This is a genomic window from Variovorax sp. WS11 (assembly GCF_010499245.1).
GTDB lineage: Bacteria > Pseudomonadota > Gammaproteobacteria > Burkholderiales > Burkholderiaceae_C > Variovorax.
Genome location: NZ_JAAGOW010000001.1, coordinates 3,342,631 through 3,356,477, shown reverse-complemented (window position 1 = coordinate 3,356,477; position 13,847 = coordinate 3,342,631). Strand labels below are relative to the sequence as shown.

Here is a 13,847-nt window from a genome sequence, read left to right as displayed (position 1 = left end):
AATGCGTATCAAGAGTCAGGCCGACTTCTATTCGGGAGTCATGTTCACGGCGGTGGGCGGCGCTTTCGCCATCGGCTCCACCAGCTACAACATCGGAGACGGCGCCCGCATGGGTCCCGGCTATTTCCCGCTCATGCTGGGAATCCTGCTGGCGATCCTCGGAGCCGCCATCATGTTCGAAGGGCTGGTTGTCGAAACGGACGACGGCGAGAAGATCGGCAAGTGGGCCTGGAAGCCCCTCGCCTACGTGCTCGGCGCCAATCTCGCCTTCGGCGTGCTGCTCGGCGGCCTGCCCTCCATCGGGCTGCCGGCCATGGGCATGATCCTCGCGATCTATGCGCTGACCATCATCTCCAGCATGGCCGGCGCGCATTTCAAGCTGCGTGACGTGCTGGTCCTCGCGACCATCCTGGCGGCCGGCAGCTACGTGGCCTTCATCTGGGCGCTCAAGCTCCAGATCCAGGTCTGGCCCACCTTCATTTCGGGCTGAGGACGAGAACGCCATGGACCTGATCCACAACCTGGCGACCGGCTTCGGCGTCGCCTTCACCTTCACCAACCTGCTCTATTGCCTGGTCGGCTGCATCCTGGGCACGCTGATCGGCGTGCTGCCGGGCATCGGCCCGGTCGCCACCATCGCCATGCTGCTGCCGGCGACCTACGCGCTGCCGCCGGTGTCGGCGCTGATCATGCTGGCGGGCATCTACTACGGCGCCCAGTACGGCGGCTCCACCACCGCCATCCTGGTCAACCTGCCAGGGGAATCGTCCTCGGTGGTGACTTGTATCGACGGCTACCAGATGGCAAGGCAGGGCCGCGCCGGCCCCGCGCTCGCGGCGGCCGGCCTGGGCTCCTTCTTCGCCGGCTGCGTGGGCACGCTGATCCTGGCCGCCTTCGCGCCGCCGCTGACCGAGCTGGCCTTCAAGTTCGGCCCGGCCGAGTACTTCTCGCTGATGATCCTGGGCCTGATCGGCGCGGTGGTGCTGGCTTCCGGCTCGCTGCTCAAGGCAGTGGCGATGATCGTTCTGGGCCTGCTGCTGGGCATCGTCGGCACCGACGTGAACTCGGGCGTGGCGCGCTTCAGCTTCGACATCCCGGAGCTGACCGACGGCATCGGCTTCGTGGTGATCGCCATGGGCGTTTTCGGCTACGGCGAGATCATCGGCAACCTCTCGCAGCCCGATGACGAGCGAGAAGTGTTCACCAACAAGGTCAAGGGCTTGTGGCCGACGAAGGAGGACTTCAAGAACATGGCGCCCGCGGTGCTGCGCGGCACCACGCTGGGCTCGGCGCTGGGCATCCTGCCTGGCGGCGGCGCGCTGCTGGCGGCCTTCGCGGCCTATGCGCTCGAGAAGAAGATCAAGATGCGCCCCGGCGAAATCGCCTTCGGCAAGGGCAACATCCGCGGCGTGGCCTCGCCCGAATCGGCGAACAACGCCGGCGCGCAGACTTCCTTCATCCCGCTGCTGACGCTGGGCATCCCGCCCAACGCCGTGATGGCGCTGATGGTCGGCGCGATGACCATCCACAACATCCAGCCCGGCCCGCAGGTGATGACCAGCAACCCGGAACTGTTCTGGGGCCTGATCGCCTCGATGTGGATCGGCAACGCGATGCTGATCATCCTGAACCTGCCGCTGATCGGCATGTGGATCAAGCTGCTGATGGTGCCCTACAAGTTCCTGTTCCCGGCCATCGTGCTGTTCTGCGCGATCGGCGTGTACTCGACCAACAACAACACCTTCGACGTGTGGATGGTCGCGATCTTCGGCTTCATCGGCTACCTCTTCCTCAAGCTGCGCACCGAGCCGGCGCCGCTGCTGCTGGGCTTCATCCTGGGGCCGATGATGGAAGAGAACCTGCGCCGCGCGCTGCTGCTGTCGCGCGGGACCTGGAGCGTGTTCGTGACGCGGCCGCTGTCGGCCGGCTTGCTGGTCGCGGCGGCGCTGCTGCTGGGGATCGTGCTGCTGCCTTCGATCAAGGCGAAGCGGCAGGAGGCGTTCGTGGAGGATTGACCTTGCCGCGAAAATCAAGGGCCAGCCTCGGCCATGCCCTTGGCTAGTACGCTCTGGTCATCCTCGTGTGAAGCCCCAGGCCGCAGCGAGGCTGGCGGCAAACTGGTTGCAGTGCGAGGCGGACAGAATTCGCCGAACTTCGACGAGGACTTGCTTGCCCCAGTGCGCCTGAATGAGCCCCGCATGCGAAAGATCCAAGAAGACACTTCGCAGGTACTCGGGAATCAGGACGTTGGCATCCAGGTACACCAGCGGCACCCGCCCAGGCGCGACCAAGGCCGCGCGCTGCCTGGCTGCCGCCATCAGGAGGTCTTCACCCAGGGACGCTTGGGCTTGGCGCGTGCGGCATTGAGCTCTCTCGCCCTCTGTTCCGTGGTGATGCTGTCCATTTCCAGGAACGCAGCTTCGCGCGAAGCGCGCATTTCACCTTGAACCCGATCGACTTCCTTCCGTGGAATTCGGCGATGGCCGGATTGCGTTCGCTCGACGCCCTGGAAAGTGCCCGCATCAGCAAGGCGAGCCACGTAGGGCCTGCTCACATTGAGCCGATCCGCGGCTTGCTGTGTAGTGAGCATTTCGGGACTTTCGGCGCCGAGCTCAGCAGTTGACGCGGGTCTGACGCGAAGGATGACGGCGGTCGGTTCTTGCGGGTCGACCGCATACTCGACAACGAAGCGGCGATCTGGTTCCCCCTTGGGTCGGATCCGAACCGTCTGAACAGTGAGCAAGCCTTGCTTCTTGAGGTCCTCTAGAAAAAGGTGGCTTTGCTGGCCACGATGCAGGGCCTCTCGGATGGTGGTCGCCTTGCTGCGCGATAGGCCCGTCTGCATGGACTTTCGGGCCGCGCTCGGCGGCCCTCGCTTTGCCGTTCGCTGAGAGCTCTTGAGCGCTTCAAGCACAGCGGACTCCAGGGTGCCGATATGGGGCCTACCTGGTACTGGTTGTGCCGTGGTGTGCTTCGCTCCTGCGTTGCCGGGCGCTTTCAGGGTCGTCATGGGATGAGGGTACCAAATTCCCGTAAATTCGCAAATATCGAAATCAGATGCCCTCGATCACCCCAGGCCCAGCAGCTCCAGCGCGAGCCGGTATGTCCGCGAGCTCGGGTCAGCGAGCTCGTGCAGCACATCCATGTGGTTGCGCGCGGGCACGCGTTCCGCCGCAGTGACACGCAGACCCCAGGCACGTCCGATCAGCTCAACCTGGCGAAGGAACTCCTCGCTTTCATCGCCGCCGACCACTGTCACCAGCGAGCCCTGCAAAGGCGCGGGCATGCCCGCGGGGCTGAGCCGCAGCGCTGTCGCAGCAGTCAGGCCGATATCGGCGGCCAGGAAGGGCGCGTGCCGCAGCGGTTCGAGCTCGTACAGGCCGGAAATCGACAGCGCCGATTTGACGAGGTCCGCAGGCAAATCCGGCGCGACCGCCTTCCAGTCGCAGGCCAGCAGCATCGTCGCCAGGTGCCCGCCGGCGGAATGGCCGGCCACCACGATGCGCCCGGGCTCGCCGCCATACCCGCTCGCGTTCCGATGAACCCAGGCCAGGGCCCGCACCAATTGCAGCACGATGTGTTCGATCGTGACCGCGGGGCACAGCGCGTAGTTGGCCAGCGCCACCATCGCGCCCGCATCGGCGAAGGGCGGCGCCACGAAGCTCTGGTCGCGCTTGTCGAGCGCGCGCCAGTAGCCGCCGTGGATATAGACCAGCACCGGTGCGCCGGGCCGCCCGGCAGGCAGCACGTCGAGGCGCTCGCTGCGGTCTTCGCCGTAGGCGAGATCGAGCACCCATCCCGGTCGCTCGTAGGCCCGGGCCGAGGCCTCGGCCCAGTGCGCAAGGATGGCCGGATGCTCGGGAATGCGCGCGCGGTTGTTGTATTGCGCGTCGTACCAGGCGGGCGGTGGCGTGGCTTCGGACATCTTCAGGCGCAACTCCGGCCGAACTTCGGCCGCATTCAACGTCGCTTCGCGGCGGCCGCCGCCGGCACCCGTGCACCGTTCGGCTTCGGGCGGCCGCGCGGCGCGGGCTTCTGCTCCGATTCGCGCAGCGCCGCGTCGATCAGCGCGTCGGCCATCCACAGCGCGGTGCGCTCCACTTCGCGATCGCGCAGGCCCCAGATGTCCTTCAGGATCACGTAGGGCTCGATGCCGTAGACCACCGAGAGGGCATGGTGCAGGCGCTTGCGCACGTCCGGCCGCAGCTGAGGCACCAGCGGCTCGATCGCATGCTCGAGGATGCGCACGCGGTGCCCGCGCCGGTACGGCTCCTCCTCCAGCAGCCCGGCGCGCTCCAGCCCCCACTGCTCGAGCGACAGCTGCGCCGCGGCGCGCAGCTGCGCCTCGAACTCCTTGAAGCGCGGGAAGGTCTGCAGGAACAGCTCGTGCACGCGCTCGCGGCCGCTGGGGTTGTCGGAAGCCAGCTTGCGCACCGGCCCCAGCGAGCTGTCGATGACGGCGGTGACCAGTGCGCTGCGGCTCGGGAAATATCGGTACGCGGTGGCGCGCGAGACCTTCGAGCGCGCCGCGGCCTCCGCCACCGACGGGATGTGACCGCTCTGCCGGATGATGTCCATGGCGGTGTCGAGCAACAGCTTGAAGGTGGCCGCCTTGACGCCGCGCTCGGGCGGCACCGGCGGTTCGCTCAGCTTGTGCTTCAGTCGCGCCATGGGGTTATTACGGAGTGCCGAAGGGCCGGGCTTGCTTGTGAAAATCCGAGGTCGGCACGTATGATGCACCGATCCCGATTTGAGACGCAAGTCTCAAAAACGACAGTTCCCTGATCTCGCGGCGGCCGGCACGAGCGGCAATGACCACGAGACGAGACGGAGACAAAGGCGATGCGCTTGGCCAGCTGGAGTTGGGGTGGACGCGAGCACGTGGGCACGATCTCTGCCGACGGGCGCGAAGCCACGCCACTCGCACTGCGCGACGCCTCGCTCGGCACCCTGCCCTTGATCCAGGCGCTCGCGCGTGGCGAACCCTTGCCCTCGCCTTCCGGCGCGCGGCTGCCGGTCGAAGTTCTCACGCTGCGCTCACCGCTGCCGCGCCCGCTGCGCAGCCTGTTCTGCATCGGCCGCAACTACCGCGCGCATGCGAGCGAACTCGCCGGCACCGTGTTCCGCGAGTCCATGCCGCAGAGCGACCCGTGGCCCATCGTCTTCGGCAAGCTGGGCGAATGCGTGGTCGGCCCGCGCGACGTGGTGCGCCTGCCCTCGCCCGCCACCTCGGTGCAGATCGACTACGAGTCGGAGCTGGCCGTGGTCATCGGCCGCGGCGGGCGCGACATCCCGCGCTCGCGCGCCATGGACCATGTGTTCGGCTACACCGTGGTCAACGACGTGACCGCGCGTGACGTGCAGATGCGCCACCAGCAATGGGAGCTGGGCAAGAGCTTCGACACCTTCTGCCCGATGGGGCCGTGGATCGTCACGGGCGACGAACTCGACGGCCGCGCCACCCGCGTGCGCGGCTGGGTCAACGGCGCGCTGCGCCAGGACGGCCAGACGAAGGACATGATCTTCGACATCCCCACGCTGATCGAGACCTGCTCGCGCGGCATCACCCTGTATCCGGGCGACGTGATCGCCACCGGCACGCCGGCCGGCGTGGGCATGGGGCAGACGCCGCCGCAGTGGCTGAAGTCCGGCGACGTGGTGCGCATCGAGGTCGATGGCGTGGGCGTCATCGAGAACCCCTTCGAGTAGGCCGATCCGACGATGTCATTCCAACTGATCGACCGTGTCGCGGTGGAAGACGAAGGGGATGGCCCGGATGTGGTCTGCGTGCACGGCCTGGGCGGCAGCTCCAACAGCTTCACGCCGCTGATGCCGGCGCTGGCGCGGCACCACGTGGTGCGCGTGGACCTGCCGGGCAGCGGCCGTTCGCAGCGGGCCGAGGGCGAGCTCTCGATCGAGCGCTACGTGGAGGCGCTGCTGCGCGTCTGCGATCGCCTGGGCATCGCGCGCGCCCACTGGGTGGGGCATTCGATGGGCACCATCGTCTGCCAGCACATCGCCGCTGCGCATCCGAAGCTGGTGGCCAGCGTGGCACTCTTCGGCCCACTGATCGCGCCGCCGGATGCCGCGCGCACGGCGATGAAGGCGCGCGCCGCCAAGGCCCGCGAGGGCGCGGCCGGCATGCACGAGATCACGCAAGGGCTGCTCCAGGCTGCGATCTCCGCCGACACGCGCCGACGCCTGCCGCTCGCCGTCGCCTTCGTGCGCGAGAGCCTGATGCGGCAGGACGGCGAGGCCTACGCGCGCAGCTGCGAGGCCCTGGCCGGCGCGCAGGGCGCGGCGGTGGACCGCATCGAGGCGCCGGTGCTGCTGGTCACCGGCGACGAGGACGGCGTGGCGCCCCCGCAGTCGGTGCGCGCCATGGCCGACCGGCTGTACAACGCGGCCAGCAAGCGCGTGGTGGTCCTGTCGCGCTGCGGCCACTGGACGCCGGTCGAGCGACCCGAGGAATGCCAGCGCGAGCTGAGCGACTTCCTGGCCGCCCACGCAAGGAGCTGAACCGATGGCCGATGTGATGTTCACCAACGTCCGCATCTTCGACGGCGGCGGCGAAGCGCCCTTCACCGGCGACGTGCTGGTGCAGGGCAAGCGCATCGCGCGCGTCGTCAAGACGGGCTACGGCCAGCACGCGGCGCCGGTGATGGGCGCGCAGCTGATCGACGGCGCCGGCGCCTTCCTGATGCCCGGCATGGTGGAGGCGCACACGCACTTCTCCTGGAACGATCAGCCCAGCCTGGACGCCATCCAGCGCATGCCGCCGGAGGAGCACATCCTGTGGTGCGCCGAGGTCGCGAAGCGCTATTTGGACATGGGCTGGACCAGCTGCGTCGGCGCCGCGGCAGCCAAGCCGCGGCTGGACGTGGTGATCCGCAACGCAATCAACGACGGCACCATCGTCGGCCCGCGCTACCTCGCGGCCAGCCAGGAAATCACCGTGCCCGGCGGCCTGGGCGACACCACGCAGCCGCACCTGCCGCAGCCCGAGTTCGCCTTCGGCGCGGTGGTGAGCGGCGCCGAGGAAATGCGCCGCTGCGTGCGGATGTTCGCCAAGTACGGCGTCGATTCGCTGAAGATCAATCTCTCGGGCGAGTCGATCACCGGCATGCCCAGCGAGATGAGCCAGTTCACCGAGGAAGAGGTCACGGTGTGCGTGCAGGAGGCCAAGGCCTGGGGCAAGCGGGTGGCGGCGCATGCGCGCTCGACCTGGTCGATCAAGCAGTGCGTGAAGCAGGGCATCGAGGTGATCTACCACGCCAGCTTCACCGACGAAGAGGCACTGGACCTGCTCGAGGAACACAAGTTCGAGCACTTCATCGCACCGGGCCTGGCCTGGCTGATCAACACCTGCCACCACGCGAGCGAATGGGGGCTGACGCCGGAGGTGACGCGGCGCATGGGCTACCACCGCGAACTGGAGGCCGCCGTCGAGAGCATGCGGGCGATGCGCAAGCGGGGCATTCGCATCCTGCCGGGTGGCGACTACGGCTTTGCGTGGACGCCGCATGGGACCAATGCGAAAGACCTGGAGTACTTCGTCAAGTACGTGGGGATGAGCACGATGGAGGCGCTGCTGTCGGCTACCGCGTGGGGCGGGCCGATGATGCGCATGGGCAAGGTGCTGGGCTACGTGCGCGAAGGGTACCTGGCCGACCTGCTGCTGGTCGACGGCGATCCGCTGGCGGACATCACGGTGCTGCAGGACAAGACGCGGATCCTGGCGGTGATGAAGGATGGGGAGTTCCACCGTGCGCCGCCCGTGCGGCGGTCCCACATGACACGCTGGGCCGCCTAGGAGAAGTTCATGAGCGATGTCGTCTTCACCAACGTCCGCATTCTCGACGGCACCGGCCAGAACCCCTACACGGGCAGCGTGCTGGTGCGCGGCAACCGCATCCGCCAGGTGGGCCGCAGCACCGCGCCGATCGCACCCGGCGGCGCGATGGTGGTCGACGGCGCCGGCGCCACGCTGATGCCGGGCATGTGCGAGGCCCACACGCACTTCTCCTGGAACGACGCGGCCACGCTCTCGGCGATCCAGCGCATGCCGCTGGAGGAACACGTGCTGTGGTGCGCCAAGGTCGCCAGGCGCTACCTCGAAGCCGGCTTCACCTCCTGCGTCGGCGCCGCCTGCGCCAAGCCGCGGCTGGACGTGGTGATCCGCAACGCCATCAACGCCGGCCAGATCCCCGGCCCGCGCTACCTGGCCGCGAGCCAGGAGATCACCGTCCCCGGCGGCCTGGGCGACGAGACCCTGCCGCACCTGCCCTTCCCCGAGTTCAGCTTCGGCGTCAACGTGAACTGCGCGGACGAGATGCGCAAGGTCGTGCGCATGTTCCTCAAGTACGGCGTCGACTCGATCAAGCTCAACCTCTCGGGCGACAACTTCACGCCCGACTCGCCGGCCGAGACCACCTGGATGAGCGACGCCGAGGTGGCCGCCGCGATGGAGGAGGTCCGCGTGCGCGGCAAGCGCGGCACCGCGCACGCCCGCTCGGCGGCCTCGGTCAAGCAGGCGCTGCGCCACGGCATCGACGTGATCTACCACGCCAGCTTCACCGACGAGGAAACGCTGGACATGCTGGAAGCGGCCAAGGACCGCGTCTTCGTCGCCCCCGGCATCGCCATCCTCTACGCCATGCTGCACGAGGCCGAGCCCTACGGCATCACGCATGAGAAGGCGGTGGCGATGGGCTACCAGATCGAGTGGGACGCCGCCCTCGAATCGCTCAAGGCCATGCACCGCCGCGGCGTGCGCGTGCTGCCGGGCGGCGACTACGGCTTCGCCTTCACCCCGCACTGCCAGAACGCGCGCGACCTGGAGTTCTTCGTGCGCTACCTGGGCTTCACGCCGATGGAGGCGATCCGCTGCGCCACGCTCTACGGCGGCCAGATCATGAAGCGCGGCGACGAGCTGGGCACCATCCAGGACGGCTACCTGGCCGACCTGCTGCTGGTGGATGGCGATCCGCTGGCCAACCTCGCGATCCTGCGAGACCCGAAGCGCATCCTCGCGGTGATGAAGGACGGCGAGTTCGCCAAGGCGCCGGAGATCGCGTCGCAGCGGGCCTGGGAGCGGGCTGCATGAGCCGCAGGGCGCGCTGGCTCGTGTGGCTGCTCGTCGGCGGCCCCATCCTCGCGTTCTCGCTCTGGGCGCTGTTCGACAACGCCCGCCTCTACCTGGTCACCCTGCTCAACAGCATCACCCTCGCCTCGCTCTATTTCATCGTGGCCAGCGGCTTCACGCTGGTCTTCGGGCTGATGCGCAACGTCAACCTCGCGCACGGCTCGCTGTACCTGCTCGGCGGCTATGTGGGCTACGTGGTCGCGAACCACACCGGCTGGTGGATCCTCGCGGTGGCGGCCGGCTTCGCCGCGGCGGCCGTCGCCGGGCTGCTGATCCAGTGGCTGATCCTGCGCCACATGCAGGGCGAGGAACTGCGCCAGACGCTGGTGACCATCGGCCTGTCGATCGTGATCGCGGACGTGCTGCTGTGGATCTTCACCGGCCAGGTGCACCAGATGGAGGCGCCGTCCTGGCTTCAGGGGCCGATCCGCGACATCCCGCTGATCCGCGCGTTCTCCACCTACCGGCTCAGCCTGCTCGGCTTCGGCCTGCTGATCGGCTTCGGGCTGTGGTGGCTGCTGAACCGCACGCGCGTGGGCGCGATGATCCGCGCCGGCGTGGACGACCGCGCGATGCTCTCCGCCGCCGGCGTCAACGTGAACCGCGTGTTCGCCATCACCTTCATGCTGGGCGCCGGGCTGGCCGGCTTCGGCGGCGTGATCGGCGCGGTCGAGCTGTCGATGGTGCCGGGCGAGGACATCCGGCTGCTGCTCGCCTCGCTGATCGTGGTGATCGTCGGCGGCATGGGCAGCGTGGTCGGCGCCGCGATCGGCGCGGTGATCCTCGGCCTCGCGGAGACCTACGGGCTCGCCTACGCGCCGACCTACAGCGTCGTCTTCACCTTCGGCATCCTGATCCTGGTGCTGGCCTTCCGGCCGCGCGGGATCATGGGGAGGGCGACATGAGCGCAGCCAAGTGGCGAAGGGCAATGAACGGGCGCGGCGCGTCCGCCGCGGCACCACCGCTGCACCCGGTGCCGGCCACGGCCGCGAGGGTGGCTCCCTCGCAACCCGCGCGCCTCGCGCCGCGCTGGTTCGATTCGCTGCGCGCGCACCTCGGCCCGCATCACATCGTCGTGCTCGCCGCCCTGCTGGTCCTCCCCTTCGTCGCCTCGCCCTTCCTCACCTTCCAGGTCGCGGCCCAGTCGCTGGTGCTCGGGCTGATCGCGCTGTCCCTCAGCTTCCTCGCCGGCTACGGCGGCATGGTGTCGCTGGCGCAGATGACGGTGGCCGGCATCGCCGGCTATGCGCTCGCGGTGCTCGGCACCAGCAGCAGCGCCGACATCAGCCTGGGCTGGCCGTGGTGGGCCGCGGTGCCCTTCGCGCTCCTGATCGCGACGCTGGCGGCGACGCTGATCGGCTGGCTGTCGGTGCGCACCGAGGGCATCTACACCATCATGATCACGCTGGCGATCGGCGTCGCCTTCTACTACCTGGTGCTGCAGAACTACAGCCTCTTCAACGGCTTCCAGGGCCTGCGCGAGCTGAAGGCGCCGACCGTGCTCGGCATCGCCTGGCGCGACCCGGTTCCCTTCTACTTCCTGGCGCTGGCCTGCTCGCTCGGCGGCTACCTGGGGGTGCACTGGATCGTGCGCACGCCCTTCGGCATCGCGCTGCAGGGCATCCGCGACAACCCGCGGCGCATGCGGGCGCTGGGCTTCCACGTCGTCGCGCACCGCGTGGCCGCCTATGCACTGGCCGGCGCGATCGCGGCGGTCGGCGGCATCCTGCTCGCCTGGTACAACGCGCTGATGTCGCCGGGCTCGGTCGGCACCTCCTGGCTGATCAACATCCTGGTGATCGCGGTGCTCGGCGGCCTGCGGCGCCCGATCGGCGCCTTCCTCGGCGCGCTCGTCTTCGTGCTGCTGCAGACCTTCGCCATCGACCTGATCGACCGCGAGCGCTTCAACCTCGTGATCGGCGGCGTGTTCCTCGCCATCGTGCTGTTTTCCCCCGACGGCCTGCTCGGACTGTGGGCGATGCTGCGCGCGCGCCTCGGCCCGAAGCCAGGCTTGATTTCCAACCAAAGGAGACAACCGTGAACGTGAACAAGCGACTCTGGGTTCGTTCGATGGTGGGTGCGGCCGCGGTGGCGGCGCTGGCGGGCGGCGCTTGGGCGCAGGGCCAGCCGGTGAAGATCGGCCTGCTGGCCACGCTCGAGGGGCCGTTCGCGGCCGGCGGCGCGGACGGCATGCGCGGCGCCGAGCTGGCGGTCAAGCAGCGTGGCGGCGTGGTGGCGGGCCGCAAGATCGAGGTCATCAAGGCCAGTTCGGACGCCAAGCCCGACGTCGCGGTCAACGCGACGCGCAAGCTGGTGGAGCAGGACAAGGTCGACATCATGGTAGGCCCGCTGTCGGGCGGCGAGGGCATCGCGGTCAAGGACTACTCCAAGACCCAGCCGCAGGTGACCTTCATCAACGGCGGCTCGGGCGCGCAGGCGACCACGCTGGTCAACCCGAGCCCGAACTTCTTCCGCTTCAACACCGAGGGTGCGCAATGGATGATGGGCCTGGGCAAGGCCGCGATGGCCAAGGGCTACAAGCGCACGATGGTGATCGCCGAGGACTACGCCTTCCCCTACTCGCAGGTGCAGGGCTTCATGGCCGAGTACTGCAAGGCCGGCGGCAAGGTCCCGGAGAAGGCCTGGGTGCCGCTGGGCGGCAAGGACTACTCGTCGGTGATCGCGAAGATCCCGAAGGATGTCGACGCGCTGCTGGTCGTGCTCGGCGGCGCCGACGCGGTGAACTTCCTCACCCAGTACGAGAACTCGGGCGGCGACAAGCCGATACTGGGCGGCTCCATCACCGTGAGCCAGGACGTGCTGAACTACAAGGGCAAGCGCCGCGAGTCGCTGGTGGGCACGCTGTCGGCCGGGCCGCTGGCCGACGCCTACGACGGCGCGGACTGGAAGGCCTTCGTTGCCGACTATCAGAAGAACTATCCCGTCTCGGCCGGCGGCTTCCCGAGCCCCAGCCTGTTCGCCTTCGTCTACTACGTCAACATGAAGGCGGCGCTCGACGGGCTGGACTCGGTGAAGGGCGACCTCTCCGGCAACCAGGCCAAGTACCGCGAGGCGCTGTCGAAGATGACGCTGAAGACGCCCAACGGCGACGTCAAGCTCGACGCCAACCGCCAGGCGATCGGCACCACCTTCGTCACCGAGGTGGTGAAGGACGCGCAGGGCAACCTCTTCAACAAGGTGCACAGCAAGGTCGACAACGTCAACCAGCTGCTGGGCATGAGCCCGGACGAGTTCAAGATCGGCTCGCGGGACGTGCCGAGCTGCCCCTGAGCGAAGGGCACCGGTGGCCTCCGTCGCGTCCATCACCCGGATACCGGCACAGCGGCCGGCGCCAGGCCGGGGCGCGCCGGCGCCGCTCGCCTCCAGCGACGCGCTGGTGCTGCGCGGCGTGACGCGCACCTTCGGCGCGCTGCGGGCGGTGGACGACATCTCGCTCTCGGTGGCCGCGGGGCAGAAGTACGCGGTGCTGGGCTCGAACGGCGCCGGCAAGACCACGCTCTTCAACGCCATCACCGGCGACTTCCCGCCCACCGCCGGGCGGATCCATTTCTTCGGCGAGGACATCACCGGGCTGCCGCCGCACGAGCGCATCCGCAAGGGCCTGCGGCGCACCTACCAGTCCTCGCTGCTGTTTCGCGAGCTGACCGTGCGCGACAACCTCTTCCTCGCCGTGCGCGGCGTCGCCAACGGCCGCTTCAGCTGCTGGCGGCCGGGGGCCGGCGATGCGTCCATGGTCGCGACGCAGGACCTGCTGGAGCGCGCGCGCCTGGCCCATATCGCGGAAGAACGCGTCGCCAACCTGGCGCACGGCCAGCAGCGCCAGCTGGAGATCGGCATGGCGCTGGCCGGTGCGCCGCGCCTGATCCTGTTCGACGAGCCGGCGGCCGGCCTGTCGCCGGCCGAACGCCGCGAGCTGGTGGCGCTGCTGCGCTCGCTGCCGGCGCACATGAGCTTCGTGCTGATCGAGCACGACCTCGACATCGCCCTGCGCGTGGTCGACCGCGTCACCGTGATGCACAACGGGCGCGAGCTTCGCACGGGCAGTCCCGCCGAGATCGAGAACGACGCGCAAGTGCAGGCGATCTACATGGGGAGCCGGCACTGATGGCCTGGTTCCGCCGCACCGATCGCGACTCCCCGGACAGCAGCGCCGCGCCGGCGCTGGTGATCGAGGCGCTCGACGTGTTCTACGGCCGCGCGCACGCGCTGCAGGGAGTGAGCCTCAGCCTGGAGCGCGGCGTGCTCGGCATCGTCGGGCGCAACGGCATGGGCAAGACCACGCTGTGCAACGCCATCACCGGCCTGGTGCCGGCCCGCGGCAGCATCCGGCTCGCGGGCGAGGAGATCCTCGGCCTGGCGCCGCACGAGATCACGCGGCGCGGCATCGCCTACGTGCCGCAGGGCCGCCGCGTGTGGCCCTCGCTCTCGGTCGACGAGACGCTGCGCCTGGTCGCCGGCCACAAGCGCGATCTCGACCGCATCTACGCGATGTTCCCCCGCCTGGCGGAGCGCCGCGGCCACGGCGGCGCGCAGCTGTCGGGCGGCGAGCAGCAGATGCTGGCGATCGGCCGCGCGCTGCTGCTGAGCCCGAAGCTGCTGGTGATGGACGAGCCCACCGAGGGCCTGGCGCCGATCATCGTCGAGCAGGTGGCGCAGTCGCTGCGCACGCTCGCGGCCGAGG

14 protein-coding genes and 1 pseudogene are annotated in these 13,847 nt (G+C 68.8%); 11 read left to right on the top strand and 4 right to left on the bottom strand.

Annotation, left to right across the window (positions count from 1 at the left end; genetic code table 11):
• Position 1: 1 nt before the first annotated feature.
• Positions 2-490, top strand: a complete 489-nt coding sequence (locus GXN78_RS16640; protein ID WP_106560591.1) for a tripartite tricarboxylate transporter TctB family protein — start codon at positions 2-4, stop codon at positions 488-490.
• Between the two features lie 13 nt (positions 491-503).
• Positions 504-2,015 (top strand): tripartite tricarboxylate transporter permease, encoded by a 1,512-nt coding sequence (locus GXN78_RS16635; protein WP_106560590.1) that lies wholly within the window; start codon positions 504-506, stop codon positions 2,013-2,015.
• Positions 2,016-2,072: 57 nt separating this feature from the next.
• Here the strand turns inward: GXN78_RS16635 and GXN78_RS16630 are convergent, their stop codons facing one another.
• The 4 genes from GXN78_RS16630 to GXN78_RS16615 form a co-directional block, all read right to left on the bottom strand.
• On the bottom strand, positions 2,073-2,318 hold the full coding sequence (locus GXN78_RS16630) for a hypothetical protein (RefSeq protein WP_106560589.1): 246 nt from the start codon (positions 2,316-2,318) through the stop codon (positions 2,073-2,075).
• Complete coding sequence (locus GXN78_RS16625; protein ID WP_164255495.1) at positions 2,318-2,845, bottom strand: helix-turn-helix domain-containing protein; 528 nt, start codon at positions 2,843-2,845, stop codon at positions 2,318-2,320. Before GXN78_RS16625 ends, GXN78_RS16630 begins: the two co-directional genes overlap by 1 nt.
• Before the next feature lie 222 nt (positions 2,846-3,067).
• Positions 3,068-3,925 (bottom strand): alpha/beta hydrolase, encoded by an 858-nt coding sequence (locus GXN78_RS16620; protein WP_106560598.1) that lies wholly within the window; start codon positions 3,923-3,925, stop codon positions 3,068-3,070.
• 35 nt (positions 3,926-3,960) lie between these two features.
• Positions 3,961-4,671, bottom strand: a complete 711-nt coding sequence (locus GXN78_RS16615; RefSeq protein ID WP_106560587.1) for a TetR/AcrR family transcriptional regulator — start codon at positions 4,669-4,671, stop codon at positions 3,961-3,963.
• Positions 4,672-4,842: 171 nt separating this feature from the next.
• Here GXN78_RS16615 and GXN78_RS16610 point away from each other — a divergent pair, with 171 nt between their 5' ends.
• From GXN78_RS16610 to GXN78_RS41950, 9 genes and pseudogenes are all read left to right on the top strand, one after another.
• Positions 4,843-5,709 (top strand): fumarylacetoacetate hydrolase family protein, encoded by an 867-nt coding sequence (locus GXN78_RS16610; protein ID WP_106560586.1) that lies wholly within the window; start codon positions 4,843-4,845, stop codon positions 5,707-5,709.
• 12 nt (positions 5,710-5,721) lie between these two features.
• Complete coding sequence (locus GXN78_RS16605) at positions 5,722-6,519, top strand: alpha/beta hydrolase (protein WP_106560585.1); 798 nt, start codon at positions 5,722-5,724, stop codon at positions 6,517-6,519.
• 4 nt (positions 6,520-6,523) lie between these two features.
• Positions 6,524-7,813 (top strand): amidohydrolase family protein, encoded by a 1,290-nt coding sequence (locus GXN78_RS16600; protein WP_106560584.1) that lies wholly within the window; start codon positions 6,524-6,526, stop codon positions 7,811-7,813.
• A gap of 9 nt (positions 7,814-7,822) precedes the next feature.
• On the top strand, positions 7,823-9,106 hold the full coding sequence (locus tag GXN78_RS16595; RefSeq protein ID WP_106560583.1) for an amidohydrolase family protein: 1,284 nt from the start codon (positions 7,823-7,825) through the stop codon (positions 9,104-9,106).
• The gene (locus GXN78_RS16590) at positions 9,103-10,050 is read left to right on the top strand and encodes a branched-chain amino acid ABC transporter permease (RefSeq protein WP_106560582.1); all 948 of its coding nucleotides are present in this window, start codon (positions 9,103-9,105) and stop codon (positions 10,048-10,050) included. The genes GXN78_RS16595 and GXN78_RS16590 overlap by 4 nt, the downstream gene beginning before the upstream one ends.
• Positions 10,047-11,186, top strand: coding sequence for a branched-chain amino acid ABC transporter permease (locus tag GXN78_RS16585; protein ID WP_204162232.1), 1,140 nt, complete (start codon positions 10,047-10,049; stop codon positions 11,184-11,186). The genes GXN78_RS16590 and GXN78_RS16585 overlap by 4 nt, the downstream gene beginning before the upstream one ends.
• The gene (locus tag GXN78_RS16580) at positions 11,183-12,436 is read left to right on the top strand and encodes an ABC transporter substrate-binding protein (protein ID WP_204162231.1); all 1,254 of its coding nucleotides are present in this window, start codon (positions 11,183-11,185) and stop codon (positions 12,434-12,436) included. The genes GXN78_RS16585 and GXN78_RS16580 overlap by 4 nt, the downstream gene beginning before the upstream one ends.
• 13 nt (positions 12,437-12,449) lie before the next feature.
• Positions 12,450-13,271: an ABC transporter ATP-binding protein gene (locus tag GXN78_RS16575; protein WP_204162230.1), complete on the top strand. Its 822-nt coding sequence runs from the start codon at positions 12,450-12,452 to the stop codon at positions 13,269-13,271.
• Positions 13,271-13,771 (top strand): annotated as a pseudogene (locus tag GXN78_RS41950) (ATP-binding cassette domain-containing protein); the annotation flags it as partial. The gene GXN78_RS16575 and the pseudogene GXN78_RS41950, both read left to right, overlap by 1 nt.
• Positions 13,772-13,847: the final 76 nt, after the last annotated feature.